At 58.3% G+C, this 24,973-nt stretch carries 25 protein-coding genes and 1 pseudogene; 13 read left to right on the top strand and 13 right to left on the bottom strand.

The window, feature by feature from the left end; genetic code table 11:
- The first annotated feature begins 35 nt into the window (after window positions 1–35).
- The 3 genes from NO900_RS02585 to NO900_RS02575 all read left to right on the top strand — a co-directional run bounded on the left by NO900_RS02585 (window position 36) and on the right by NO900_RS02575 (window position 2,823).
- Window positions 36–743, top strand: coding sequence for an N-acyl homoserine lactonase family protein (locus NO900_RS02585; RefSeq protein ID WP_256407645.1), 708 nt, complete (start codon window positions 36–38; stop codon window positions 741–743).
- Between the two features lie 78 nt (window positions 744–821).
- Window positions 822–2,174 carry a gamma-glutamylputrescine synthetase gene (glnA2, locus tag NO900_RS02580; RefSeq protein WP_256407644.1) on the top strand — a complete coding sequence of 451 codons (1,353 nt, stop codon included), beginning with the start codon at window positions 822–824 and terminating at the stop codon, window positions 2,172–2,174.
- A 178-nt stretch (window positions 2,175–2,352) separates the two neighbouring features.
- The gene (locus NO900_RS02575) at window positions 2,353–2,823 is read left to right on the top strand and encodes a hypothetical protein (protein ID WP_256407643.1); all 471 of its coding nucleotides are present in this window, start codon (window positions 2,353–2,355) and stop codon (window positions 2,821–2,823) included.
- Window positions 2,824–3,140: 317 nt separating this feature from the next.
- Here NO900_RS02575 and NO900_RS02570 read toward each other — a convergent pair.
- The 4 genes and pseudogenes from NO900_RS02570 to NO900_RS02555 all read right to left on the bottom strand — a co-directional run bounded on the left by NO900_RS02570 (window position 3,141) and on the right by NO900_RS02555 (window position 7,265).
- Window positions 3,141–3,739: pseudogene (locus NO900_RS02570) on the bottom strand (IS6 family transposase).
- Window positions 3,732–3,896 (bottom strand): DUF1931 domain-containing protein, encoded by a 165-nt coding sequence (locus NO900_RS02565; RefSeq protein WP_256407642.1) that lies wholly within the window; start codon window positions 3,894–3,896, stop codon window positions 3,732–3,734. Before NO900_RS02565 ends, NO900_RS02570 begins: the two are co-directional and overlap by 8 nt.
- Before the next feature lie 449 nt (window positions 3,897–4,345).
- On the bottom strand, window positions 4,346–4,972 hold the full coding sequence (gene rdfA / locus NO900_RS02560) for a rod-determining factor RdfA (protein WP_256407641.1): 627 nt from the start codon (window positions 4,970–4,972) through the stop codon (window positions 4,346–4,348).
- Between the two features lie 364 nt (window positions 4,973–5,336).
- On the bottom strand, window positions 5,337–7,265 hold the full coding sequence (locus NO900_RS02555) for an archaea-specific SMC-related protein (protein WP_256407640.1): 1,929 nt from the start codon (window positions 7,263–7,265) through the stop codon (window positions 5,337–5,339).
- 317 nt (window positions 7,266–7,582) lie between these two features.
- On the opposite strand from NO900_RS02555, the gene NO900_RS02550 reads away from it, so the two are divergent.
- From NO900_RS02550 to NO900_RS02540, 3 genes are read left to right on the top strand one after another with little or no spacing between them, the layout of a single operon-like run.
- Entirely contained in the window at window positions 7,583–8,431 is an 849-nt protein-coding gene (locus NO900_RS02550; protein ID WP_256407639.1) for a fumarylacetoacetate hydrolase family protein, read from the top strand.
- A 20-nt stretch (window positions 8,432–8,451) separates the two neighbouring features.
- On the top strand, window positions 8,452–9,240 hold the full coding sequence (locus tag NO900_RS02545; RefSeq protein WP_256407638.1) for an SDR family NAD(P)-dependent oxidoreductase: 789 nt from the start codon (window positions 8,452–8,454) through the stop codon (window positions 9,238–9,240).
- A gap of 46 nt (window positions 9,241–9,286) precedes the next feature.
- On the top strand, window positions 9,287–10,312 hold the full coding sequence (locus NO900_RS02540; protein ID WP_256407637.1) for an aldo/keto reductase: 1,026 nt from the start codon (window positions 9,287–9,289) through the stop codon (window positions 10,310–10,312).
- 26 nt (window positions 10,313–10,338) lie between these two features.
- On the opposite strand, the gene NO900_RS02535 is transcribed toward NO900_RS02540, so the two are convergent.
- Window positions 10,339–10,683 (bottom strand): L-rhamnose mutarotase, encoded by a 345-nt coding sequence (locus tag NO900_RS02535; RefSeq protein ID WP_256407636.1) that lies wholly within the window; start codon window positions 10,681–10,683, stop codon window positions 10,339–10,341.
- A gap of 82 nt (window positions 10,684–10,765) precedes the next feature.
- Between NO900_RS02535 and NO900_RS02530 the strand changes: the two genes are divergently transcribed.
- A complete protein-coding gene (locus tag NO900_RS02530) occupies window positions 10,766–11,731 on the top strand; it encodes a mannonate dehydratase (protein ID WP_256407635.1) in 966 nt (321 codons plus the stop codon).
- Here the strand turns inward: NO900_RS02530 and NO900_RS02525 are convergent.
- The 4 genes from NO900_RS02525 to NO900_RS02510 form a co-directional block, all read right to left on the bottom strand.
- Window positions 11,728–12,633, bottom strand: coding sequence for an SMP-30/gluconolactonase/LRE family protein (locus NO900_RS02525; protein ID WP_256407633.1), 906 nt, complete (start codon window positions 12,631–12,633; stop codon window positions 11,728–11,730). The genes NO900_RS02530 and NO900_RS02525 overlap by 4 nt on opposite strands.
- 116 nt (window positions 12,634–12,749) lie before the next feature.
- On the bottom strand, window positions 12,750–13,577 hold the full coding sequence (locus tag NO900_RS02520) for an ATP-binding cassette domain-containing protein (protein ID WP_256407632.1): 828 nt from the start codon (window positions 13,575–13,577) through the stop codon (window positions 12,750–12,752).
- Window positions 13,574–14,581, bottom strand: coding sequence for an ABC transporter permease (locus tag NO900_RS02515; RefSeq protein ID WP_256407631.1), 1,008 nt, complete (start codon window positions 14,579–14,581; stop codon window positions 13,574–13,576). The genes NO900_RS02520 and NO900_RS02515 overlap by 4 nt, the downstream gene beginning before the upstream one ends.
- A gap of 3 nt (window positions 14,582–14,584) precedes the next feature.
- The gene (locus tag NO900_RS02510; RefSeq protein WP_256407630.1) at window positions 14,585–15,799 is read right to left on the bottom strand and encodes a sugar ABC transporter substrate-binding protein; all 1,215 of its coding nucleotides are present in this window, start codon (window positions 15,797–15,799) and stop codon (window positions 14,585–14,587) included.
- A 299-nt stretch (window positions 15,800–16,098) separates the two neighbouring features.
- Here NO900_RS02510 and NO900_RS02505 point away from each other — a divergent pair, with 299 nt between their 5' ends.
- The 3 genes from NO900_RS02505 (at window position 16,099) to NO900_RS02495 (ending at window position 18,608) form a co-directional block, all read left to right on the top strand.
- Complete coding sequence (locus NO900_RS02505; RefSeq protein ID WP_256407629.1) at window positions 16,099–16,755, top strand: transaldolase family protein; 657 nt, start codon at window positions 16,099–16,101, stop codon at window positions 16,753–16,755.
- A gap of 51 nt (window positions 16,756–16,806) precedes the next feature.
- Window positions 16,807–17,778, top strand: coding sequence for a carbohydrate kinase family protein (locus NO900_RS02500; RefSeq protein ID WP_256407628.1), 972 nt, complete (start codon window positions 16,807–16,809; stop codon window positions 17,776–17,778).
- Between the two features lie 68 nt (window positions 17,779–17,846).
- Window positions 17,847–18,608, top strand: coding sequence for an IclR family transcriptional regulator (locus tag NO900_RS02495; protein ID WP_256407627.1), 762 nt, complete (start codon window positions 17,847–17,849; stop codon window positions 18,606–18,608).
- Between the two features lie 359 nt (window positions 18,609–18,967).
- Here NO900_RS02495 and NO900_RS02490 read toward each other — a convergent pair whose 3' ends face one another.
- From NO900_RS02490 to NO900_RS02480, 3 genes are all read right to left on the bottom strand, one after another.
- Window positions 18,968–19,423, bottom strand: a complete 456-nt coding sequence (locus tag NO900_RS02490) for a universal stress protein (protein WP_256407626.1) — start codon at window positions 19,421–19,423, stop codon at window positions 18,968–18,970.
- A gap of 274 nt (window positions 19,424–19,697) precedes the next feature.
- Window positions 19,698–20,567 (bottom strand): amidohydrolase family protein, encoded by an 870-nt coding sequence (locus NO900_RS02485; protein ID WP_256407625.1) that lies wholly within the window; start codon window positions 20,565–20,567, stop codon window positions 19,698–19,700.
- A gap of 2 nt (window positions 20,568–20,569) precedes the next feature.
- A complete protein-coding gene (locus tag NO900_RS02480; RefSeq protein ID WP_256407624.1) occupies window positions 20,570–21,376 on the bottom strand; it encodes an SDR family NAD(P)-dependent oxidoreductase in 807 nt (268 codons plus the stop codon).
- Window positions 21,377–21,459: 83 nt separating this feature from the next.
- On the opposite strand from NO900_RS02480, the gene NO900_RS02475 reads away from it, so the two are divergent.
- From NO900_RS02475 to NO900_RS17680, 3 genes are read left to right on the top strand one after another with little or no spacing between them, the layout of a single operon-like run.
- Entirely contained in the window at window positions 21,460–22,635 is a 1,176-nt protein-coding gene (locus NO900_RS02475) for a mandelate racemase family protein (RefSeq protein ID WP_256407623.1), read from the top strand.
- A 1-nt stretch (window position 22,636) separates the two neighbouring features.
- On the top strand, window positions 22,637–23,734 hold the full coding sequence (locus NO900_RS02470) for a Gfo/Idh/MocA family protein (protein WP_256407622.1): 1,098 nt from the start codon (window positions 22,637–22,639) through the stop codon (window positions 23,732–23,734).
- 44 nt (window positions 23,735–23,778) lie between these two features.
- Window positions 23,779–24,036: a DUF7968 family protein gene (locus NO900_RS17680; RefSeq protein WP_465261785.1), complete on the top strand. Its 258-nt coding sequence runs from the start codon at window positions 23,779–23,781 to the stop codon at window positions 24,034–24,036.
- A gap of 6 nt (window positions 24,037–24,042) precedes the next feature.
- Here NO900_RS17680 and NO900_RS02465 read toward each other — a convergent pair whose 3' ends face one another.
- Window positions 24,043–24,909: a fumarylacetoacetate hydrolase family protein gene (locus NO900_RS02465; RefSeq protein WP_256407621.1), complete on the bottom strand. Its 867-nt coding sequence runs from the start codon at window positions 24,907–24,909 to the stop codon at window positions 24,043–24,045.
- Window positions 24,910–24,973 lie beyond the last annotated feature (64 nt).

Here is a 24,973-nt window from a genome sequence, read left to right as displayed (position 1 = left end):
CAGAGGTTACCCCCCTTTGCTGTGGTTCATTGACGATGGATGCGGACGTGTTAGTGGCCGGCGAGTCCGGAACCATTGAGGCGCCATCAACGGTGTCTCTCATCGAGGCAGAGGAGACGGTCCTCGTCGATACGAGTTTCGGGGAGCCCGCGTTGATGGCTGAGAGACATCCCGAATTCCGCTGTCACAGAACCGCTGATCAGGAGCTTGAGGCGGTGCTCGCTGCAGAAGGGGTATCACCGGGTGCGGTCGACAGTATCGTGTTCTCCCATCTCGATTGGGATCACTGCTACAACCTGTCACTGTTCGATGCGGACACGACGCTGTACGTCCAACGCGAGGAACTCGGATACGCAGTTGCCCCGTACCCACCCCATGCAGTACGGTACGATGCACCGTCGGCAGGCCACGAGCCGCCGTGGTCGACAGCTGACCTGACGGCACTCAACGGTGAAACGACCATCTGTGACGGGGTCGTCGCATTCCCGACACCGGGCCACACCGTCGGCCACCAGTCGGTGGCCGTCGAAACGCGTACCGGCACCACGGTCATCGCGGCCGATGCCGTCCCAACGTTCGCAAATGTCGCCCTCGACGCAGCGACCCCGCAACGGCCCGGGATCGCCATGGACGAAATTGCGTGGTGGGAGAGCGCGACAGAAGTACTCGAACGTGGCGATCGGATTCTCCCCGGACACGAGTGGGAGATTCTCGACGCTGCGCCCGCCGGCCTGTGCGACTGACGGTCTCACGTCACCGGTCGACACGCGAATTTGCCGGTACAAGCCGTGTTTATCCTGTTTCACTAACCGTATGTGGATATGACAGACGCGGACGAAGTTCGGCATCGTGTCGATACGAACAGTATCGATCTCGTGCGGATCGTCTTCGTCAATAACAGCGGTGTGCCACGGGGACGCGTCGTAGACGCCGAGACGCTTCCGGACGTCCTCGAAGCCGGGACGAACGTCACACAGGCGATGCAGTCGTTCAACGCACTCGACCGGCTCGCACCCGACGGCCGGTACGGACCGGCCGGCGAGGTGCGCGTTGTCCCAGATCCGGAGACGTTCACCGAACTGCCCTACGATGACCGGGCAGGGATTATGCTCGCTGACCTGCACGATCTCGATGGGAACCCGTGGGCGGCCGGCCCACGAGCACAGCTCCGTGAGTACCTCTCCGAACTCAAAGCAGACGGGTATGTCCCGGAGCTCTCATTCGAGAGCGAATTCTACTATACGCGTGAGACGACGGACGGCGAAACGGTTCCCCTCGACGAGACGACGTGTTTCTCAACGGACGGAATGCGAAGCGCTCACGACCTGATTCTGGAGACTGTCGACGCACTGAAAGCACAGGGGATGGGACTCGCTGCGTACTACCCCGAGTACGGCCCCGGCCAACAGGAACTCGTCGTGGATCATGATACGGGCGTCACAGCGGCCGACAACCAGATCCTGTACAAAGAAACCGTGAAAGCCGTCGCGGAGGCGCACGATGTCGGAGCCACGTTCCGTCCACATCCGTTCCCCGAGCTTCCCGGCACCGGCTGTCATATCCATCTCTCGGTGTGGCAGGACGACGAGAACGTGTTGTACGATCCGGACGCGGACGGCCGATACCCATTGAGCGAACGGGGACGGCACTTCGTGGGCGGCTTACTCGACCACGCGCCGGCGCTCGTGGCGTTGACCGCCCCGACGGTCGAATCCTACGACCGACTGGCCCCGGGCATGTGGGCGTCAGCGTACACCTGCTGGGGGCATGACAACCGGGAGGCGATGGTTCGAATTCCCTCCGTCAACACGGACAACCCCGAGGCTGCGACCCGTATCGAGTTCAAGCCCTCTGATAACACGAACAACCCGTATCTCGCCCAGCTTGGCCTTCTAGCGGCCGGATTCGACGGCATCGAACGCGAACTCGATCCCGGACAGCCGCTCAACGCGGATCCGGAGACGGTTGCCGAGGATGAGCTCGCCGACCGGAACATTTCACGGCTCCCGACCTCGCTGGAAGAGGCCCTCGATGCGTTCGAAACCAACGAGGTGTTAGCAGAGGCGTTGGGCGACGCGTTACACCAGTCGTATCTCGAAGTCAAACGAAGCGAGTGGGACCAATCCATCGAAGATGGAGAACAACGGACGGGGTACCTAGCCCGGGGATTCTGAATCGGTTCCCGGAGCTTGAATTCGGGAGGCCGCACTCGGACCGCACCGGTCGTCGACGTCGGCAGCGCTGTCAGTAACCCCCTGGTTTGGGGAGGATTGGCGGGGCCCTCAGAGAGGGTTAGCGGAGGCCAAACCGATTGGTAAAGTGGGTTCAGAGCGTTACAGACGACTGATCGCAATGGGCGTTCGGGCGGCGAAAGTCCTCGTGGGACTGCTTGTTGAACCACACGAGCTCGGTCACGCGATCCCGGCGGCGATAGCTGGGCTGTCCCCGAAGATAACCATCCTTCCCGCGTGGGATGGAGCGACCCCGTTGGGTCAATTCGACGCCAGCGTGACCGCGTCGACCTCGCCGACTGTGATCCGGCTATGTGCGCTAGCACCGTTGCCGTTGTATCTCGGTGTCGCAACCGTGCTAGGAACGGTCCTGCCGGCCGAATCACCGCTTGCGATGGTACTGTTTCCGGCGGTCGCGTTCTGGGCCACGCCCTCGAGCGGTGATATCGCGGTGGCAACGAACCCAGCGGCGGTCCGTGAGGCGGGCCGGTTTCGGGCCCCGATACAGCGGTGGCAACCACCGACGTCTCTGGTGCTGATCCCCGTGGTGACGGTCGTCGTCGCCGCGCTGTTTTTCACTGATATCGTGTGAGGACGGCCGCGTGACCGCTCAGTACGGAACGGGAACGCCCAGGATACAGTACGTGGACGGTGTGTGATCAGCAATGGGGAGGTTCCGATGCGCGAGCCAATCGAACACACATTATGCCGAGTACACACACTGAGACAGGGGTCGATCCGGATGTGTTGAGTGGGCGGTTGCCCGCGGCGCCGGGACGCTGGGAGCGAAGCGACGAGCCCGGCGGAATCGTCGAGTACCGACTACCCAGCGACGTCTCGTCTTGTACAGCAGCAAAGCTGGCCGTGCGTCCACATACTAAGTAATGCAGCGGGCCGTCTCGATAGTGTTCAGACAAGCTGATTCCATGCGAAGCTGAACGATCTGAGCCACTCGTTAGCAGTTCTGCTTCGGCGTTGCTAAAACAGTTTGAGAAACTAGTATTTTCACGTTTCATCCTATAAAAGACACGTTCGTCGCTGTTCCGATTTCCGTGTTTTTCGTATCTGAAATCGAGGCCATGTTTGTCACAGGCTCGGTGAAGTGGAACCGCACCACCAACGAGAAAGATTGCGTCATCCACATCGTGTTTGCCGCGGAGTTCCGAGAAAAACTGATCTGCGATCACGTTTTTTGTCGGTTCAAGCTTTGTGTGGAGCAAATCGTCTGAGTCGATCGAGGGCGGCATACAGCCGATACTGTTTACCGTCCAGTTGAATCGCGGTCTCACCAACCGCCACGTGATTCGAGTTTCGGCCAGTTTCCGGCTGTAGATCGGCTTTGTGAACCCGGTTGTGAACGGTCGATCGAACCCGATTAACACCAACACCTCAAGAAAGAATACAGTATTCGAAAGCGAGAGTTCAGCTAAATAAAGCTGAATACTGAGCTTCATCGACAGCCGCGGTATTGCAGTGACGGGTCTACTGTCATACCTCAGCCTACAGATCGCGAGGCTGTACCGTCTTCCGGTCGTTGGCCTGAGTCCGCTCTGTGGCGTCGTTGAGCAGTTCGGCGACCTCCTCATCGAGGGCGTCGTAGAGATCCGCCGAAACGTTGTGCTCCGAGAATCCGTTCTTCGTGACTTGATTTAATAATTTAGTCAAACATTCTATCTTGAAATCATATTACTTATCCATATTTAATTCATACACACAAGATTGGTTCAAAATCTACGATCAAATCTGGTTCAATATTTCGTTGAGCATGATTTTCGGCTCCAAGGACCCGTTCTACACAGTCCCCATTGCATTAGTCGATAGCCGGCAGGAACCACCCATTAACTAAAATTTCCTTTGTCGCCCTGCTATCCTTCGATCGTCATGCACCTGCAGTCGTCAAGCCGTGATACAGGTTTCGATGCGGGTGTTAACATTAACGCGTCCGGATGATTAGTGAGAAAGTTAATATAAATAATAGCTTGTAAAGTAATATAACCAGCGTTGCGAGACCGATAATAGCAGAATGTAATAATATTTACCATCTAACACTTGAGGATAACAGGAGCATATTTCGTGGGTAACGGCGACCGTCTCGACCCTCCGTGCTTTTCGATTCAGCTGTTGTCGGTCGAATCGGGCTTGACAGTGCAGTCACAGCCGCCTCGTCGAAGGAGTTCACTGACCGTCGTGTCAGTCCCGCAATTTGGGCAGACGGCGCGGACATCGACGAGCACGTCGTAGTCGCCGCAGTCGAGCTCCTCTGCGTTCGCAAGCGATGAGATGGCCGATTCCGTGACAGCTGAGACCCGACCCTGCAGTTTTTCAATTGTATCGATTTTCCGATCGATCATCTCCTCGTCCGCCGCTGGCAGGCTCGCCCCGCGCACCTCTGTGAGGTACGTGTAGACTGCTTGGTGCGTGACGAAGTCGCCGGTCAGCTTGTCGACATCAATACCCTCGCGTTTGAGACGGCGGCGGGCTCGAGTCGCCGACGATTTCGATCCGTTGCGGAGGGCCTTGTACATGCTCGATACCTCAACGGACAGCGGTGAGGCGTCGATGTCGCGGAGTGCCGCTTCCAATACAGCCTCGTTGAACTCATCTGCGAGATCCCGAAGACTCGTCCGTTCGCCGGCCTCACCGGTCCACGCGTCCTCTAGGGTTGAGCCGATATCGTCGAGATCGTACTCGCGAATCACCCGTGCTACCTTTGTGTTTGGCCCGCTCGTTTCGGTGGTCATACCTAGGTTTCGACCTACACCGTGACAAAGATTTGTGTGCCGATCTGTTGGGTGCAGCGAGTGTGGAGGTCCGAACTGATCTCTATTCCTGCTCACATACCTCCTCTAACGAAACGTCGAAGCAGAACAACGGTATCTATCAATTAAAGGCAACTAACGCTATTCCAATTTTTATAGACCTCCAGCTAATAATAATTTCAATTAAACTAGAACGCTGGACGAACTCGCCGGATCTGCGACGAGGAAACTCACGTGAGCTAGGCGGTAAGACGACACGAACGACTCAGGAAAATTGGGCGGGAAGTATGAGCCAATCAGGGGGAAGAAGTGCTGCTCCCGAGTCAAGATATTCGATCAACGACGGTCAATCGATAGCCTCGATATACGCGTAGTCGTCTGGGAGGGCAGCGGCATCTTCCGGAAGGAGTGCAGTGACAAGGTAGTTGGCGTGGGTTTGGAAGTAATCGATAATGCGTGCGATACGGTCTGAATCGATAGCCTCCAGCGAGTCGAGCAGGATGAACGGGATCACCTCATAAACGTCGTGGACGAGGTATCCCGCAAGCGCGAACACGAGCCCTGTCACCTCGCGCTCACTCTCTGAGAGGTGATCTACAGTGTCCTCGTAGGCCGTTCCGTCCGGCGACGATCGGACGATATGCAAGCTAAACTGTGTTTGCGTAACCTTGCGGCGGCCCTCACGGACCTCGGTTTCATGACGCTCGATCCATATTCGATCGAGGTTTTCATATTCCAGAATGTCGAGGACGGTTTCCATGTGATCGTTGAACTGCTTCACAGCGTTTTCCTTGATGCGATCGACCCGGGTCCGCAGCTCGGTCAACTGCTCGGCGAGTTCCTCGCGCTCCGCCTTCAGTTCCTCGCGTCGCTCGATCGCGGCTTCCCGCTCGTCAATCTCGGTGTCGAGTTCGTCGATGTCGTCCTCGAGCCGCTCGATTCGGAGCTCGATCTCGTTCGCCTCACGGTGGAGTTCCAACGTCTCATCGTAGGCATCGACATCGACCGCTTCAGCTTCCGCCTCTAGTTCCTTGATCTCTTCACGTTTTGATTCGACTTGGTCTTCCAAGTCTGCGATCCGCGACTCGGTTGACTCGATTTCCGTCTCAACTGAATCGAGCTGTTGTTTAGCGTGTTCGATTTCACGCCTTGCCTGTTGAATTGATGACTGCTTGTCGGTGAGTTCCTCGATCTCCTCACGGATCTCGGTGCGTTCATCCAGCTTCTCGGAGCGAAGCTCTCGCAGTCGGTCAAGTGTCGCCTCAATCTGGTCAGTTTCAACATTCGACCCGCAGGTCCAACAAACTGTCTGGTCACTTCCAGTCAGCGAATCAGTCGGAGTGCTGCTATGTCTCTCCTCATCGATATCGATCTCTGAATCCTCTATCATATCCTCGTTAAATCCGATGACGCTCCCAAGTTCGTTGATATCGTCGTCGAGGGATCGTTTCCGGCGGCGTAGTTCATCGATACGACCCGCAAGTCGGTCCGGGGTCTCGTCAGGCTCTTCTTTTGTTTCGACTGTCTCTTGGAGCTCTTCACGTTCCGCCTTCAGCTCTGAGAGCGTCGAACGCTCGGTCTCAAGGTCGAATTCAAGATCCGCGAGATCGGAGCGCGCGTCACGGACACGTTGGAATGCCTCTTCGAGTTCTTGTTTGCGTGTCCGACTCTCTTCAATGCCGGTATCAAGCTCGTCGAGTTCTTCCCGGATCGTCTCTCGTCTCTCTTTTGCTGCTTTGAGTTCCTCTACTTTTTCGCGGCGATTCGCTTCGAGGTCAGAGAGATCACGTTCAAGACTATCTAATTCCTCAATTTGAGACTCCAGCTCGTCGCGTTCATTTTTACATTGGCGAATTTCTGCGTCGATCGAGTCGGTATCAATCGGACGCATTATGATTTCACGGAGATCATCGCCGCGTGCCACTGCTTGGCGTGCCTCGTTGCCCTCCAATAAGAACGCAAACAGGTCCGCCAGTTCCGGATCGTCAAGGTACGGATCCCCGCTAAATGTAACGGAGTTCCCCTCGCGTTCCAGTGTTCGCGTGTACGTTTCGTTGTCGAATTCGAGCGTTACCTCACCATTCTGAGCGTCGCCTTTCAGCGAGCTCTGTCGACTGCCCAGCCCGGCCATTAGCGCCTGTAAGAACGAAGTCCGGTTGGTCGCATTGCGTCCCGTCAAAATTGAGACGCCCTCAGGGAGGGTCACCGAGGCTTCGTTGATCCCACCGATGTTCCGAACATCGATGTGGACAACGGGTTTTGAGATCTGAGACATTGATATTATAAGTACGATGTTCGAAGAGTTAAATCTACCTTTCAGACATACAGTCGTGTTTAGACAGGGTTACCGCATGTGAAGCTGAATGGCCCATTCTAATTGTAAAATTTTGATTCAGTATTGAAAAGTCTGTAAAACAACGCGGATCCTTCATATCGGACGGAAGAGCCAGTGATTCTCAGTATATTAAATATAAAATTCTTACCATCACAGTATCGTCATCTACTTATCAATAAAATAGTATTGAAACCTGCGAGATTTATGATATCAAATGAACATAACAGTTAGGTGGAAGCGCTCAACAAATATCGGTGATGCAGTTCGTCAGATACACGACTAGGGGTTCACCAGCGTGGGGTATCCGTCGTAACGAGGGGATTATCCCACTGGCGGGACTTCGAGAGGAAATCACGTATCAACAGTTGACCGACAGCGGTTTCCTTCGAGTTGTCAAAGATGCCGCCGATGCGGCGGCCGGACAAGCGATTCCCGTGTCGAAAGCGAACCTGCTCGCCCCGGTTCCACGGCCTGGCAAGATCATCTGTGTGGGACTGAACTACTATGACCACGCAGAAGAACAGGACGAGGAGATACCCGAACAGCCCCTTCTGTTCGGAAAGTCAGGAACCGCAGTCACCAACCCCGGGGACCCGATCATCCACCCCGCCGAACTCGACGAGGTCGACTTCGAAGTCGAGCTCGGTGTAGTTATCGGCCAGACCGCAAAGGATGTCTCAACAGCTGATGCGCGTGACTACATCGCGGGGTATACCGCGATCAATGATGTGAGCGGACGGGACGCACAGTTCGACGACGGACAGTTCTTCCGTGGGAAAAGTTACGACACCTTCGCACCGATGGGACCAACACTTGTCCCCGATGACCGGCTCGACCCAGATGATCTAGATGTGGTCTGCCGCCTCAACGGCAAGACGATGCAGTCGTCGAACACCGAGGAGTTCATCTTCGGCGTTGAGGAGGTTGTCTCCTACATCAGCGGGATTACCACGCTCCGCCCGGGCGACGTTATTTCGACGGGGACCCCTGGCGGAGTCGGTATCTTCCGCGACCCGCCGGAGCTGCTCGAACCGGGTGATTCGGTCGACGTCGAAATCGAAGATATCGGGACACTAACAAATCCCGTTGTCGCCGAGCGAGACTAGCGGTCAAGAAACCACTAACTATGTCCAAAGATCGACACGCTGATCGGACGGTCGTCGTTACCGGCGCGGCGAGTGGTATCGGACGCGGCATCGCACGACGATTCGGCGATGAGGGCGCGAACGTCGTCGTAGCCGATATCCAGCGGGAGCCGAAGCAGGGAGCCCGATACGATAGTGATGTGACAACTCCGACAGACGTCGTCATTACCGAGGAGACCTCTGGAGAGGCCACGTACGTCGAGACCGATGTCAGCGATGCCGACAGCGTCGCCGCGATGGTCGAGAAAGCGGTCGAAACGTACAGTGGTATCGATGTCCTCGTCAACAACGCCGGCATCCAGATCGCGGGAGACTCCCAGTCGACTTCGGTCCAAGAGTGGCAGCGGTCTATCGACATCGACCTAAGCGGAGCGTTCTACTGCGCAAAGTTCGCGGTCCCACATCTCGTCGAGCGTCAGGGACAGATCATCAATATTGGTTCCGTGCGGGGCTTCGAAGGCGGCGGCGGACCGCCCTACGCAGCGGCCAAAGGTGGTGTCGTCAACATGACCCGGGACCTAGCGATAGAATTGGGTGAGGACGGCGTTCGAGTCAACTGCATCAATCCCGGATACATCGAAACACCGCTGCAGGACATCAACACCGACGAGGACGTCGCCAAAGCAGAGGAACACACGCTTTTGCCTCGATTCGGGAAACCAAGTGATATCGGCGACGCCGCGGTGTTTCTCGCCAGTGATGAGGCGGCGTTCATCACCGGTGCGAACCTCGCGGTCGACGGTGGCTGGCTCGCACACAGCGGGCTCTAACTGTTCAGCGAAACAATTTTACAGCAACGTTCGAACCGATTGCACGATGGACTATCGACAGCTTGGCAGTACGGGGACTCGTGTCTCGGAACTCTGTCTCGGGACGTGGCGTTTCGGGAAGGAGACAAACGGCGTGGTCGAAACCGGACGGGAGGAAGCCCACGAACTACTAGATGCGGCCTGGGATCGTGGTGTCAATTTCATCGACACCGCGAACGTCTACGGCTCACCGCACGGAACCAGCGAGGAGTACATCGGGGAGTGGCTCGAGGGCCACGACCGAACGGACTTCGTTATTGCATCGAAGGTGTACTTCCCATTCGACGGCTGGGGCGAGCCGGGTCCGAACGACTCCGGACTGGGTCGCAAGCACATCCGCGCACAGGTCGAAGGGACGTTGGACCGCCTCGGGACGGACTACCTGGACTTGTACTACATTCACCGCTGGGATGAGAACAGCGATATCAAGGAGACCCTACGGACGCTGAACGATCTCGTGCGCGAGGGGAAGGTACACTACCTCGGTGCCTCCACGATGGCGGCCTGGCAGCTGACTAAGGCCCTTTGGAAGTCTGACGCGGAGGGTCTCGAACGATTCGAGGTAACACAACCGCTGCACCACGCCGGCTACTACGATGACGTGAAAGAGTACCTGGACGTCTGTGCAGACCAGGACATCGCGGTCTGTCCGTACTCCCCGCTCTCGGGTGGCTTCCTCACCGGAAAGTACGAACGCGCTGATCCGGACGATCCGGAAGCGGTCAAAGCTCCCGACGGTGCCCGTGGGAGCTTCGATGATTTCTTCGACGACTACTACCTCTCGGAGCGAGGCTGGCACGTGCTCGACGAAATCCAGACCATCGCGACGGAGGTCGACGCCACGCCCGCACAGGTATCCCTCCGCTGGCTGATGGATTGGGACGAGATTACCTGTATCCCTATCGTTGGGGCCCGCACGGTCGACCAACTCGACGAGAACGTCGCTGCGACCGATATCGACCTCTCGGACGCGCAGTGGGACCGCATTATGGACGCGCGGTACGATCCGGACGGGAACCTTTGGGGACACTGAGGGGCAGCGTCGCGGTCCGTCAAGTCTCACTCAGTATCGGGCTCAAACCGCCAGATCCGGTCCATGAACGGGATGCCGTCTTTGGGATCGGCATCGGCATCGACACCTGACTGTTTGAATTGGCCGGTGTACCGCTCCCAATCGGCGACAGCCTCGTCACCGTCAACGGCTTCCAGATAGGCCTCGATATCCGGACACTCTAGGATACAGACCGCGATATCATCGCGGACGTACAGTTCGAACGCTTCGACTCCCCCTCGTTCCATTGCGTCAGTCACTCCCTCGGGAACATCGTCGTGGGCGTCGACGTACGCCTCGCGCTGGTCGGGAGCAAGTCGCTGGACGTAGACGGCGCGTTCAGTCTCTGCCATACCCTGATTACTCAGAGTGAGTAAATCAGCGTTACGGGACCGGCGGCGGTGGGTATTAGTAACCTGCACCCGACGGGCAGGTATGGTTTCGCCCGCACTCGTACTGCCACACGAACCGGATGAACGCTGGCACCTCGCCCGACAGATGGGTGTCACGGATGCCGTGATCCACCCAATCGAGATTGGCGACGGTCGTACGCAGTGGACCTACGACGACTTACAGGGGCTCTCAAACTGGTTGTCAGACGTCGGATTGAATTTCTCCGTGCTAGAGGGGAGTGTTCCCATCTCGGATCGCATCCGCCTCGGCCGGGAAGGTCGCGATGAGGACATCGAGGCTTTCAAACGGTTCCTCCGGAACTGTGGAGAGATCGGTATTCCGGTGGTCTGCTACGACTGGATGGCGGGCGTCCGTTGGGCACGGACCGCGGCCCACGTCGAGGCCCGCGGTGGCTCCTACGTCACTGAATTTGATATCTCTCAGACCCAAGGTGGCCCCGACACGCTACCCGACGCCACACACGAAGACCTCTGGGAGGGTCTGGAGTACTTTTTGCAGGAGGTCGTCCCCGTCGCGGAGGAGGCGGGCGTAAAACTCGGTCTCCATCCCGACGACCCGCCCCGGGCTTCGCTGCGTGACATCCCTCGTATTGTCACGAGCGTCGAGAACTACGACCGCGTGCTGGACATCTACGACAGCGAGTACAACGGTATCACCTTCTGTCAGGGTAATTTTGCGGCGATGGACGCTGACATTCCCGAGACGGTCGAGCGTTTCGGTGACCGCATCAACTTCATTCACTTCCGTGACATCGAGGGTGACGCCGACAGCTTCGTCGAGACGTGGCACGACGACGGGCCGACCGATATGCTCGCCGCGATGCGGGCCTACGAACGCCATGTCGGCGACGATGTGCCGATGCGACCCGACCACGTCCCAACGATGGCCGGCGAGGACAACTCTAACCCCGGCTACCACACGAACGGGCGCCTGTTCGCCATCGGCTACATGCGCGGGCTGCGGGAACAGACGAGAGTCGACGGCTAACGACGGTCGGGATCAATAGCGGAACGGAACTCGGACCGACCGGTCACGCCAAGGTCCACGTGGTAGAGACTTCCTGCACCCGGACCTTCCCTCTCACGGGTCTCAACGCAGGCCGTCGTTACGTAGGCCGTGTCGTAATCGTCACCGGCGAAGGTCAGCGATGACACCTTTCGGGGGTCAAACGAAAGCGTCCGCTCGTGTGTTCCATCGGGCGCGAAGCGGTGGATTGCGCCCCCGTCCCAGAACGCGGACCAGACGTAGCCCTCGCTATCGACGGTCATCCCGTCGGGGTAGCCGTCGATGTCGCTCGCGTCGACGAACACCTCCGGGTCGGTGAGTCTGCCGCTCGCACGGTCGTAGTTATATCGGTAGATGTACCCCGGTTCCGACGGATCCACTTCGCAAGTATCAGTGAAGTACAGCTGCGACAGGTCCGGCGTGAACCCCATCCCGTTCGGGAGCACGCAGGACTCTCGCACGAGAGTAATCGTCCCATCGGTGTCCAGTCGGTACAACCGTCCGGGGAGCCCTCGATCGGTGTCCGGCATGACACCGGCGAAGACCCGACCTTCGGGGTCCGCGATGACGTCGTTGTACCGTTCATGGAAGCGGTCAGGGTCCGGTGCGAGGATGGTTTCGGTCGTCCAGTCCTCTCGAGAGAGCTGGCGGACCGCCCCCGCCTCTTGGAACAATAATAGTGACCCGTCCCGCTGGATGGTGAAACCGCCAATTCGCTCGTGGCTGTCGTGGTAGACACACTCATAATCATCGCTCCGTGGGTCGTATCGATAGACCCGCCCCTTCGGGATATCACACCAATAGAGTCGTTCGTCTTCGGGATGCCACAGTGGCCCCTCACCGGTCTCACACTCGATGTCGACAACCCGTTTGGGTGTGCTCATGCCACTACCAATGATCGTCGGGATTGAAAAACCGGGAGGTCGGTTCCGTGTCGTTCACGGGTCCTTCGGCCTCCGTTCACAGAAGCCGAGGACCGGGGCGTGGGCAGCAGTCCTCGTTAGTCATCGAGACGGCCGCTCGACAGCGTTCCGGTCGTCATCAATTCGTTTAATTCTTCTAAGTCCGTCTCTTCGGGTTGTTTGATATCAACGAGCGACCCCCGAAACAGGACGCCAATACGGTCGGCGTGTTTCAGCACCGACTCGATGTTGTGGCTGACGATGACGATCGTGATCCCTTGGTCGGCCAGCGTGTCGATGGTGTCCTGGACGAGCCGGGTTGCGTCGACTGACAACGCGCTCGTCGGTTCGTCAAGGATGATAACGTCCGGGTCGAACGCAAGCGACCGCCCGATCGCGACAAGTTGCCGCTGGCCGCCCGAGAGGAACTCCACCTCCGTCTTGATGTCGAGGTCTCGACCGAGCCGCTCCATCATGATCTGTTCGGCCCGCTCGTAGGTCTCATCCCAATCGATAAGCTGTAACGGGCCGAACCCGGTTCGCGGGAACTGACCCATAAAGATGTTCGTCGCGATGTCGAGGTCATCCATCAGCGCAAGGTCCTGATAGACAGTCTCAATATCGTTGTCACGGGCCTCAGATGGGTTGCTGAAGTTCACCGGCTTGCCGTCCTTGTATATCTGACCTTTCGAGGGTTCGTGGACGCCGCTAAGCATGTTCATTAGCGTCGACTTGCCGGCGCCGTTGTCGCCAACAAGCGCGAACACCTCCGACGAGTGGATATCGAGTGAAACGTCCTCGACGGCGACGATACGACCGAACTGCTTGGTGAGGTTCTCCATACGGAGCTTCGACGTCTCAGCCTTGCCGGTGTCATCGCCCCCTGTGGAGTGTTGGCCCGTCGAATCCTCTTTTTCAACGCTCATACCGCACCACTCGCAAGGATGCGAGAGCGCAGTTTGCTCTGGGTACTATACAGGAGGATTGCCACGAATAAGACGATGCCATTAATCATCTGAATCTGGGTCGCACCTATCACTTGACTGTTGTTCAGCGCTGACTGAATGACCTGAATGAGAATAACACCACCGAGTGCCCCGGTGATCTTCCCCCGGCCACCAAAGAGACTGATTCCTCCGATGACCGCACCAGCGAACGCCTGGAACACCAGTCCCTCACCGATCAGCGGCGGGACGACGCCGACAAAGCCGGTTAGCATCAGCCCGGCGATCGCAGAGAGGATGCCGCTGATAGTGTAAATAATAATGATGAGCCGCTCGGTATCGATTCCGACCTCACGGGCAGAGTTTTCGGAGCTCCCGAGCGCGTAGACGGCCTGACCAAAGGAGGTGTATCGTAACACCAAGCCGACGACGAGGAACGCAACCAACATGAACCCGATAGCAAATCGAGGCGTCCCACCAACTTGGGTATACAGTGATGGCAGACCCGTGACCGGTTGGGTCTGTAGCGCCGTCTTCGCACCCTCGAAGATGATGAGAAACGCCAGCGTTTGCAGGAACGGGTTCAGCCCGACCTTCGCGATCATCACACCGTTAACGAGACCGATAAGCGATCCGACCAGTAGGATAATAGCAAAGCCGATCCACGGACTGGTCGTCAGCCCCCAGCAGCTCGGACAGGTTCCAAGGATCATCCCAGTGAATATCGCCGAGAAACCGGCGATCGATCCTATCGAGAGGTCGAAGTGTCCCGACAAGAGGCAGAGGCTCTCGGCCAGCACAAGCAGCCCAATCGGAACCGCCCCCCACAGGATCAGCTCAGCCGATCTGAACGTCTGAGGAACTAACACCAGCACCCCGATCAGGACGAGACCGAGGATCGGCCAGATCATATTATCCAACAGTGTCAGCATCACGTCGTCCCGGTCCCCGAAGGTCCGGCCGATAAATCCCTGGTCTGTTGCCATCGATCAGCCCCAGACGTTACCCCAAAGGAACGGCTGGTCGAAGTTATCCTGCGTGATGACGACGCTGTTCGTCCGGAACCACGGGTGGCCATTCTGCTCGCGCATGACCCCAGGTTCCCAGATGGGCTCCGACCATAGCTCGACATCCTTGTGTTGGCCGGGCTCGATGTTCAGCTGGTCAGCCGTGACCTCTGACCCTACTTCCGGAATGACACTGTCGTCCATCCCGCTTTCGACGTACTCACGCATGTAATGCATCGCGATTGGATTGTAGAAGTAGTTGGGCTGGTCGACCGCTGCGTCGATCATGCCGTCGCCGACGAGCGGGTTCACCTCGGGGCTCCCGTCCATCTGGGTCAGACAGATGTGGCCATCTTCGCCCTGCGGAACCAACATATCGAGGTTTCGTAACGCCCCGACAACGCCGAGTCCCATTGAGAGATTCCCGGAGTAAATCCCGTCTACGCGGCCGTTTGCTTGTATGAACTCTTGAACGTTCGACTGGGCGACGTCGCGAGCGAACTCTCCATTGATCGTTCGGACGACTTCGACACGGTCCTGCTCATTCATTACATCCAGGAACCCTTGCGAGCGCTGATTGGCAGACTGGTTGCCCTGCGGGCCTCGGATGTTCAGCACGCGCCATGTATCCTTGTCCGGGTATTGCTGTTCAAGCGCGTTGAGCATCTGCTCACCGGAACTGGCACCACCATCGTAGTTACTGAACCCGACGTACAAGGGGATCTCCGAACTGGCCGTATCAGCGTTCGTTGCGAACACTGGCGTGCCACCCTCAATTGCCTGATTAATAGCTCCCTCCGCCGCGCCGGTCTGCCAGACACCGACGAGGATAGCATCGTAGTCACCGCTGGCGAACTCGCGAATATCAGATACCTGCTTCTGTGCGCTTTGTTGGTTTGGTCGGACGTCAAGTTCGATACCTTGGTCTTCGGCATAGAACTCGGCCGCTTCAATGTATGCCGTAATCCAAGATCCACCTCGGACGTACGCACTCATCCCGACCCTGTCCAGAGAGTTCTCTCCACTGCCACTCCCAGAGTCGCCCGCAGTACCACCATCGCTGCCACCATCGTCTCCACTACTTCCATCGCCGCCGTCTCCGCCATCTCCACCGCTTCCACTACACCCTGCCAGTGAGATGGTTGTGATTGCTGCACCAGTCGCTTTCAGAACATTCCGTCTGTTACTGCTTCGCATGCAGGTAGAGATACGACTATTACTATATAAATATTGTTGATGATATACCGTGTGGTGCCGGTGCAGTATACGGGTCGTCCGTCGTTTCCCCGATAAATCTTGTATATAAATTGAGTTTATGATAGATACTTAATGCTTCTGTGTAATAGATCGCTGAGTCCAACAGTCGTCTGTAATGAAAACGCGACTAATCTATGTTAACGCGCGTGGATCCAAATCATCAGAGAAGTCCAACAATGGTATGACTAACACTCGCATTCAAGCAGTAATTTCATGAGACTAGGTACTAGGATTACCCTGTGAATATCTATATTGACACGGTGTCGCCGGAACAGATCAGGACTGCCGAACGACGCTTCCAGCTGGACGGGGTGACGACGAACCCATCGATCGTCGCCGAGACCGACCGTCGGTACAAGAACATCGTCGAAACCGCAGGTGAGATCACTGACGGACCGGTGTTCGCACAGGTCCTCGCCGAGAGTGTTGACGGAATGGTCCGCGAAGCGCGAGGGTACCAAGACTGGGCAGATGACGTGGTCGCAAAGATTCCGGCGACACGGCCGGGATTCGAGGCCTTAGGCCGTCTCCGAGCTGACGGAGTTCCCGCAGGAGCCACCGTAGTATACACCGCTGAGCAGGCGGTGCTGGCTGCAAAGAACGATGCAACCTTCGTCGCTCCATACGTCGGTCGAATCGACGATTCGGGCGCCGACGGGATTGCTACAACCCGTCGCATTCAGTCGATTTTCGATGCTCAGGGCTTTGAAACGGAGGTGTTAGCCGCAAGTATCCGGAATACTACGCAGGCGACCGCCCTCTATGAGTCCGGCATTGATGGAATCACAATGTCACCTGCCGTCCTCGATGCCCACGTCGACTCCTCGGAGACTGCCGAGAGCGTTGCCGGCTTCGCGGCCGCTTGGGGTGACCAGGACCCTCCACTGTCGGAGTGATAGCTCCGTCTATAGCGAATTACTAAATATCGTCGGATGGTATCTATCCGCATGCCAACGGCTCCGACAGTCCTAGTCGCCGGCGATGCGCTCGTCGACTTCGTTCCGCACAACCCCGGGCCACCGGGCAACGCCGGCGGGTACGAACCGACCTTCGGAGGTTCTGGCGCGAACGCCGCGATGGCGTTGGATCGGCTCGGCCTCCCGCCGCTGTGTTGGACGAGGCTTGCGACCGACGACCTCGGAGCTTTTCTCCAAGAACACTTCGCAGCCTCCAGCATTCCGTCCGACCTACTTGTGATCGACGAAGACGCGCGGACGACGGTCTCGCTGGTCACACACGACGCCGACCGAGGACCATCGTTCGCCTTCTACCGAGAGCATGGTGCGGACACCAAGCTCCAACAGGGTACTGTGTCTGACGACACGCTCGAATCGGTGTCGTGGGTCCACACGACCGGCGTAACCATGAGCGTCGAACCGAGCCGCTCAGCGACGCTCGAGCTGCAGTCGCGAGCTGCCGACCGCTGTACGGTGTCACTGGATCCCAACTGGCGACCCGAAATGTGGCACAGCAGCCACGAGTTCCGCGCCGTCATCCGAGGGGCGCTGCCGGACATCGACGTCGTCACAGCGACACCTGATGAGCTGTCGGTTGCGGGGTTCGAAGCCGACGATCCGGCGGCGTTAGCCCGCGCTGTTGCTGACGAGGGGCCACACACCGTGGTGCTCACTCTCGGAGAGGCGGGTGCACTCTGTTTCGGAACCGACGACAGCCCAGTAACCGGGCAGGCTCGACACGGGGGATACAGTATCGACCCCGTCGATGCTACTGGTGCCGGCGACGCCTTCCTCGCGGGATTTATTGCCTCATTGACACACGGTGTTAAAGACCCAAACTGCGCGCTCGCGCTTGCGAACGCCGCCGGCGCTGTCGCAACGACCCAAGCCGGTGCAGTCACGGCGCTGACAGGGCCCGACGCACTCAGACAGTTCCACGACGATATCCCTTGGTTATCGTAGCGTCTACGTGGATAAGTGTTCTACTCTAGTGAACAGTTTTATGTATGTAGGAGGATCCTCTTCAGCGTATGCCAACAGAAGGGAACACAATCACCGCAACCAGAACATCGCTCCGAATTGTCGAGGCCCTGAAACGGTTAGATGGAGCCGGCGTAACAGCGGTGGCGAACGATCTCGATATGACGAAGAGTACGGTCCACAATCACCTCAGAACGCTGAAGGAGGAGGGATACATTACGAAAGAGAACAACGTCTATCGCGTTGGCCTGCGGTTTCTCGAATTGGGCGAGTACAAGCGTAACCGGATGGACATTTATAAAAAAGCCCGACCGGAGGTCACGTCATTAGCCGAAAAGACAGGTGAGATGGCAAACGCAGCCGTTGAGGAGCACGGTAAGGGTGTCTATATTACCCGTGCAGAGGGTACTGAAGCCGTTACGGTCGATACGTATGCGGGCAAGCGGGTGAACCTCCACTGTACCGCGCTTGGGAAGACAATCCTCGCGGAACTGCCTGAACAGCGCGTCGATGATATCATTGACACCCACGGTCTCCCGGCGCGAACAGAAAACACCATTACAGATCGAGAGGGATTAAAGTCCGAACTTGCCGAGATTCGGAAGCAAGGGTACGCGTACGATCGGGAGGAGCGGCTCTCCGGGTTGCGCTGTGTGGCTGCTCCTGTCGTCCCGGAAGAGGGTGAAATTGTGGCGGCGCTCAGCGTCTCCGGACCGACAACCCGAATTAAGGGAGACCGATTCCATAATGATATCCCTGAACTACTACGGTCGGCTGCCAACGTAATCGAGATCAATCTGACGTACTCCTAGCTGTACGATATACGCATAGGTTCGTTTCGCTCTGGTGAATATTCGTGGTAAAGCCTCTCATATGGGGGATAGCTGCTGAACATTACAAACGTACATTTGTAATTTCTGTCCCGGTCTGTGTTCTCTTCTACCAGTAGTATGTTCAGTTCTACAGAACAGAAGGTCAGTCGGATATATTTTCGCGCCGTACAAATCTCCTAATGCATCTGCGTGTTAAGTCAGATTCGCAACTGGTGAGTTACGACTCGACCGAACAGAACCGCGTCTAAAATGTCTGTTCGGATCGCTGTGCAACACGATGGTAGCACACGCGTATTGCGATCTAGGGAATAAAGAGACGATGACCAGTCGATGTCACTTTACTCTCGCTTGACATACACCACCGGCACGGGTGCGTTCAGGAGGACCTGTTGGGCGTGATCACCGAACATCGCCTTCCCGGTCGGAGATCGCTTGGTGCCCCCGACAACAGCGATGTCGGCGCCGCTCCGTTCTATCGTTCGCACGACCTGTTCCGCGAGATCCCCGCCGGAGACCCCCTGGATCTCGTACTCGATATCCAGCGACTCCAGCCGGTCGCCCGGCCCTCTGACACTCTCGTGACGCTGTGCGACCTCGTCGGGCGTGAGACCGCTAGTCGTCGTGTCGATATCCATCTGTTCCATTACTGCCTCGTAGTCATCTCTTGGGAAGGCGTACAGGAGAGTCACCCTCGCGTTCGAGGGCGCCGCAAGGTTAATCACGGTATCCACGAGGTCATCTAGACTGTCCCTATCGTCCGGACCAATTGCTAGCAGTACGCGGTCGTACGCCATACAGGACAGTCGTATGAGGGACGATTAGGTGTTTTGGATTGTGGTGAAAGTGGTGCCCGGGCGATCCGATACCATTGAGGGAGCATCTCAATCCGGGCCATACACGAATTTCGTTCCGTTGTGGTCCCCGGATCGTAGATAATTTTGGACCTGTCTGATAGGCTACCTGTCCCGGAGAGTTCGGAGCTGTATCCGCTCACCTCGATACGATTAATTGCCGCTGAGACGGGGTCCGGGATAGGTAAGAGGTATAAACAACTGTGAGCGGACGGCGTCAGTCCCTGAGAATCGCGTCAAAGGTCCGGTGTGACAGATACGAGTAATCGCGTGCGGACAGGAACGGCACCTCCTCGATCCATGAAAGACACTGCTCGTACGTAGCCCAGTCGTCCATCCACGGGTAGTCCGACCCGAGCAATAGGCGATCGGTTCCGAACCAGTCCGCGAGGTTACGGACGTATCCCCACAGGTCCTCGTAGGGCCAGTCCTCCTCGCTTGAGCGCGGAAGAGAGCTCATCTTGACTGCGACGTTGTCGCTCTCGGCCACCGTCTCGAAGTCCGTCCAGGGGGCGGCGTCGGGGCTCGTCGTCTCGTCGGGGAACGCCATGTGGTCGACGATCAATTGAACGTCCGGGTGTCGCTCTGCGAGGGTCGCAACCATCGAGAGCTGTTCAGCCTTCGGAAAGATGAACACGGTCGCCTCCTGTCGGGAGGCCTCGGTCCAGACCGGCTCCAGTTCGTCGTCGAGAATCCAGTCGGCGGTCCGATCTAAATCCGTCGAATGCTCCTCGTACTCGAGACACGCGTGCAATCGGACGCCCAGCATTCGTTCGTGGCCGACGACCCGACGGAGCGCTGCGCGTACTTCGTCGGGATCGCCGTAGAAGTCCATTAGACCGACCCCCCACAGGCGGTCCGGGTACGCCTCGACGGAACGCATCGTGTACTCGTTCGCCCGAACGCCGCGACCGTACATTGGTGTCGTCACTGTTACGGCCTCCTCGACGCTAGCGGCGTCCATGTCCTCGATGAGGTCATGGGCGGTGTATGGCCCTTCCCAACCCGGCGGGAGAACCGGCTCGGGCCACGGCAGCTCCGCGGTGTCGGAGCCCCACGTGTGGGTGTGGGTGTCAACGAGACGCATCGTCACTCGAGGTTGCCGCCTCCGCTAACGCGGACGATGTCGCCGACGACGTAGTCTGCGCGGTCGCTCGCGAGCCACAGCACCGCGTCGGCAAGGTCTTCGGGCTGTCCGAGCCGGCCGAGCGGTCGCCGCTCGCCGCGAGCTCGCAGTATCTCCTCGGCGGTTCGGTCCGGATCGTCCGCCGCCTCCTGTTCGGCTTCATAGCGGAGCTGGGCCGTCTCGGTCACGTCCGTCGAGACGGCGTTCATCCGAATACCGTGTTCGGCTAGCTCCTGTGCCATCCGCCACGTCAGTCCGTTGATTGATGTCTTCGAGATACCATACAGCCCGAACTGTCCCGTCCGGCGATCGCCGGCCTGACTCGTGTGGTTGATGATACAGCCTTCAACGCTCTCATCGATCATGTGCCGGGCGACTTGCTTCGCGGCGTAGTACTGTGCACGGACGTTGACGGCCATCGTGTGGTTCCATTGTTCGACGTCGGAGTCGACCAGCGACTCCTCTTCGGGCCAAACGGCCGCGTTGTTGACCAGCAGGTCGATCTGCCCGAACTCGTCGATAGTCCGGTCGACGAGTGCGTCGATATCGTCCGTGGACCCAACGTCAGCAGTAATTCCGACGACGCGGCCCGTCCCGCGCTCACCGAGTTCCGTGGCCGTAGAGGCCACCTCCGACTCCGTCCGAGAGTTGACGACGACGTTGGCGTCGGCGTCGGCTAGCCCGGCGGCGATCCCCCGGCCGATCCCCTTCGTGGATCCGGTGACGATGGCGGTCTCGCCGCTGAAGTCGTACTGCGTGTGTCCGACCATGCCAACCGGTTACTCACTACACCGAGATGAAACCACCGGTGAGAAGCCCTACGTTTATCTCCCGTGGTGTTACATACAACCTCATGGCGCCAGAGATAACCAGCATCGAATCCACCGAGTTTGCCTACCCCATCGAAGATGTCGGAACAGACCAGCACGGGTTCAATCTCGTGTACGAGCCGGGATCTGTGACCGAGCGGAAACTATTCGGCATCAAGATACACACAAACGAGGGAATCACCGGAGAGTACGTCGGTGGTAATTCGCCGGGTGCAGCCCAGATCAACACCTTCGCCGACTACCTCGTCGGCAAGAACCCGCTTGAGCGAGAGCGTCACTGGAGCGAGATGAAACGCGCGATGCGGAAGTACGACCGGATGGGGATCGGTCCCATCGACATCGCCTTGTGGGACTACGCAGGCAAGAAGTACGACGCTCCGATCCACGAACTGCTCGGGACCTACCGAACGCGGCTCCCCGCCTACGCGTCGACCTACCACGGCGACGAGAACGGCGGGCTCGACACGCCAGAGGCCTTCGCCGACTTCGCCGAGACGTGTTTCGAGATGGGGTACGGCGGCTTCAAGATCCACGGCTGGGGCGGCAGCGAAGGGTCCCGCGACCTCGATCGAGAACTCGCGGCGGTCCACGCGGTTGGTGAGCGGGTCGGTGATGAGATGGACCTGATGCATGACCCCGCCTGCGAACTGGAAACCTACGCCGACGCACTGAAGCTCGGACGGGCCCTAGACGAAGAGGGCTTCTTTTGGTATGAGGATCCGTACCGAGACGGGGGCATCTCACAACACGCCCACCGCAAGCTCAGACAGGCGCTTGACACCCCCGTTCTTCAAACCGAGCACGTCCGGGGTCTTGAGCCGGCGACAGACTTCGTAGCTAACGAGTCAACTGACTTCCTGCGCGCGGACCCAGAGTACGATGGTGGGATCACCGGCGCAATGAAGCGGGCGAAAGTGGCAGAAGGGTTCGGCCTTGACGTGGAGTTCCACGCGCCAGGGCCGGCCCAGCGTCACTGCATCGCAGCGATTCGCAACACGAACTACTACGAACTCGCCCTGGTCCACCCCGACTGCCCGAACACTCAGCCCCCGGTGTACGAGGGAGGCTACTCCGATATGCTCGACGCCGTCGACGACGATGGACTGATCGAGGTTCCCGACGGGCCCGGGCTTGGCGTCGACTACGACTGGGAGTACATCGAAGACAACGCCACGGGAAGCGTCCACACCTACAACTGACATGACCTACAAAGCCGGCATCATCGGAACCGGAGGTATCGCTGGGATGGGCATCCTCGGAATGCACGACGAGGAGGATATCGGTCAAAAAAAGGTTGAGGCCAGCCACGCCGGAGGGTACCGTGCGACCGAGGATGTCGACCTGGTTGCCGTCGCCGACATCGACGAAACCAAACTCGGACGGTTTGGAGAGGCGTGGGAGATACCATCCGACCGGCGATACGTCGGCCACGAGTCGATGCTCGCCGCAGAGGATCTTGATATCGTCTCCGTCTGTACACCTTCGTACCTCCATGCCGACCACGTCATAGACGCCGCCGAGTCGGCGGCCGACCCCGGACTGATCTGGTGTGAAAAGCCCATCGCGTCGTCGGTCAGCGACGCGGAGGAGATGGTCGACGTCTGCGAGGAGACGGACACGGAACTGCTGGTAAACCACTCGTTCCGATTCACGACAAAACTCCAGCAGCTCAGAGAGCTTATCCAGAACCAAGATCTGCTGGGAGAGATACACTCCGTCACCACACAGTTCCGCATGGAGCTATTGCGCAACTCCACGCACCTACTGGACACGCTGGTGTACCTGCTCGACGCCCGTGCAGAACGGGTCTCGGGCTACATCACCGGTGAGAACGAAGCAGTCGACTCCCTCGAAGCCGAAGAGCGAGTCGACGACGCAGGCGGCGGCGGCTTCGTGGTGATGGACGACGGGAGCTTCGTCACCATTGACTGTACCATCCCCCGGGAGGCCTCGTCGATGACGCTCCAGTTCATCGGCAGCAAGGGGAAACTGTACCTGAACAACGACGACGGCGAGTGGCGGTACTGGCGACTCGACGACGGCACCCACGTTGAGGCCGACCTCCCCGGGATCGAGGGTGCGTGGACGTGGGACGAGGACTATCGCGACGCCTTTGCCAACGCCGCCGCTGATGTCGTCAGTGTCCTAGACGGTACTATCGAGAACCCATCGACGGGGGAGGAAGCGACCCGCTCGCTGGAGATTATCATCGGGTTGTACGTTTCCCACCACACCGGCGGACAGGTATCAGTCCCACTTGCTCAGCCGCTGCGAGATGTGACTGTCACGTCGTGGTGAGACACAAGCAGGGAGACGGTTAATTCCAGTTCAGCACCGTTTTCATGACTGCCGACGCCGCCCGAGTGCGACTTGCTCACACCGGTGACGAGACCGTCGCTGAGGAATTACGCACGACCGCATACGTGCGGTACCTCCGCCAGTCGAAAGCCGGCCCGGTCGCGGCTGGGGACAAGTGGTCAGAAGTAGTCTTGGACGGGTGCGGCCGGACAACGCCGGTCACACTCACCGTGCGCGCGGTCGAACACGGTCAGCGGATCGGTCCGGAAACAGAAATTGAGTACGAACGGACTAACCACTGAAAGCACTCAGACAGTCGTTACGTCGTTCGCGAGATGACCAATATTGTCGATATCGATATGGACCTCATCGGCCGGCGTCAGCGAGAATCCCTCCTCCGGAACGAGCGAGGTCCCGGTGAGGAGTACCGCCGATTCGGGGACAGAGTTGTGTCGATTAAGATACGAAACCAACTCCTCGCAGGTCCGGACCATCTCGCTCGTCGAGGTCTCTCCCTCGTAGATCGTCCCCCCGTCGCGTTCAACGGTCATCGTCATCATAAGGTCGTGGGGGTCCTCGACGCTCTCGGGGGTTGCGACACAGGGACCGAGCGCACAGCATCGGTCGTATACCTTCGCCTGCGGGAGGTAGAGAGGGTTCTGTCCCTCGATAGAGCGGCTGCTCACATCGTTGCCGATGGTATAGCCAACAATCTCGCCCTCGTATAGGACAATTCCCAGTTCCGGTTCGGGGACATTCCAATCGGAGTCGCCACGAACACCGACTGAGTCGCCAGATGCAACCACCCGGTCCCAAGTTGCCTTGAAGAACACTTCCGGGCGCTCAGCCCCGTAAACATCAAGATAGATCTCCGGCATCCCGCTCTCCGCTTCGCGAGCCTGCTCGCTGATCTCGTAGGTCACGCCTGCTGCCCACACCTCGTCGACGAGCGTTGGGATCCCAACGGATGTTTCGTCCGGGATCGAAACTGTCTCGGCCTCACCGAGGAGGTCAACAGCCACCTCATCGATGGTCTGGTTACTCACGCTCGCGACATACGCGAGATCCTCGAACGCCGTCACGCTCGGCCGAGCAGCGGTCAGGTCGTAGGCGTCGGCGTCCATCCTCGCAACGAGACGGGGACCGTCAGCACCGACTGTGCGATAGTATCGCATACGGCTCGATTCAATCGGCACTGATTTATCCGTTCCGGTGACCGTCCCAAAGCTTCTCGTGAGT

It is taken from the genome of Halorubrum rutilum (assembly GCF_024494565.1).
This window is presented reverse-complemented; position numbering and strand designations above follow the sequence as displayed.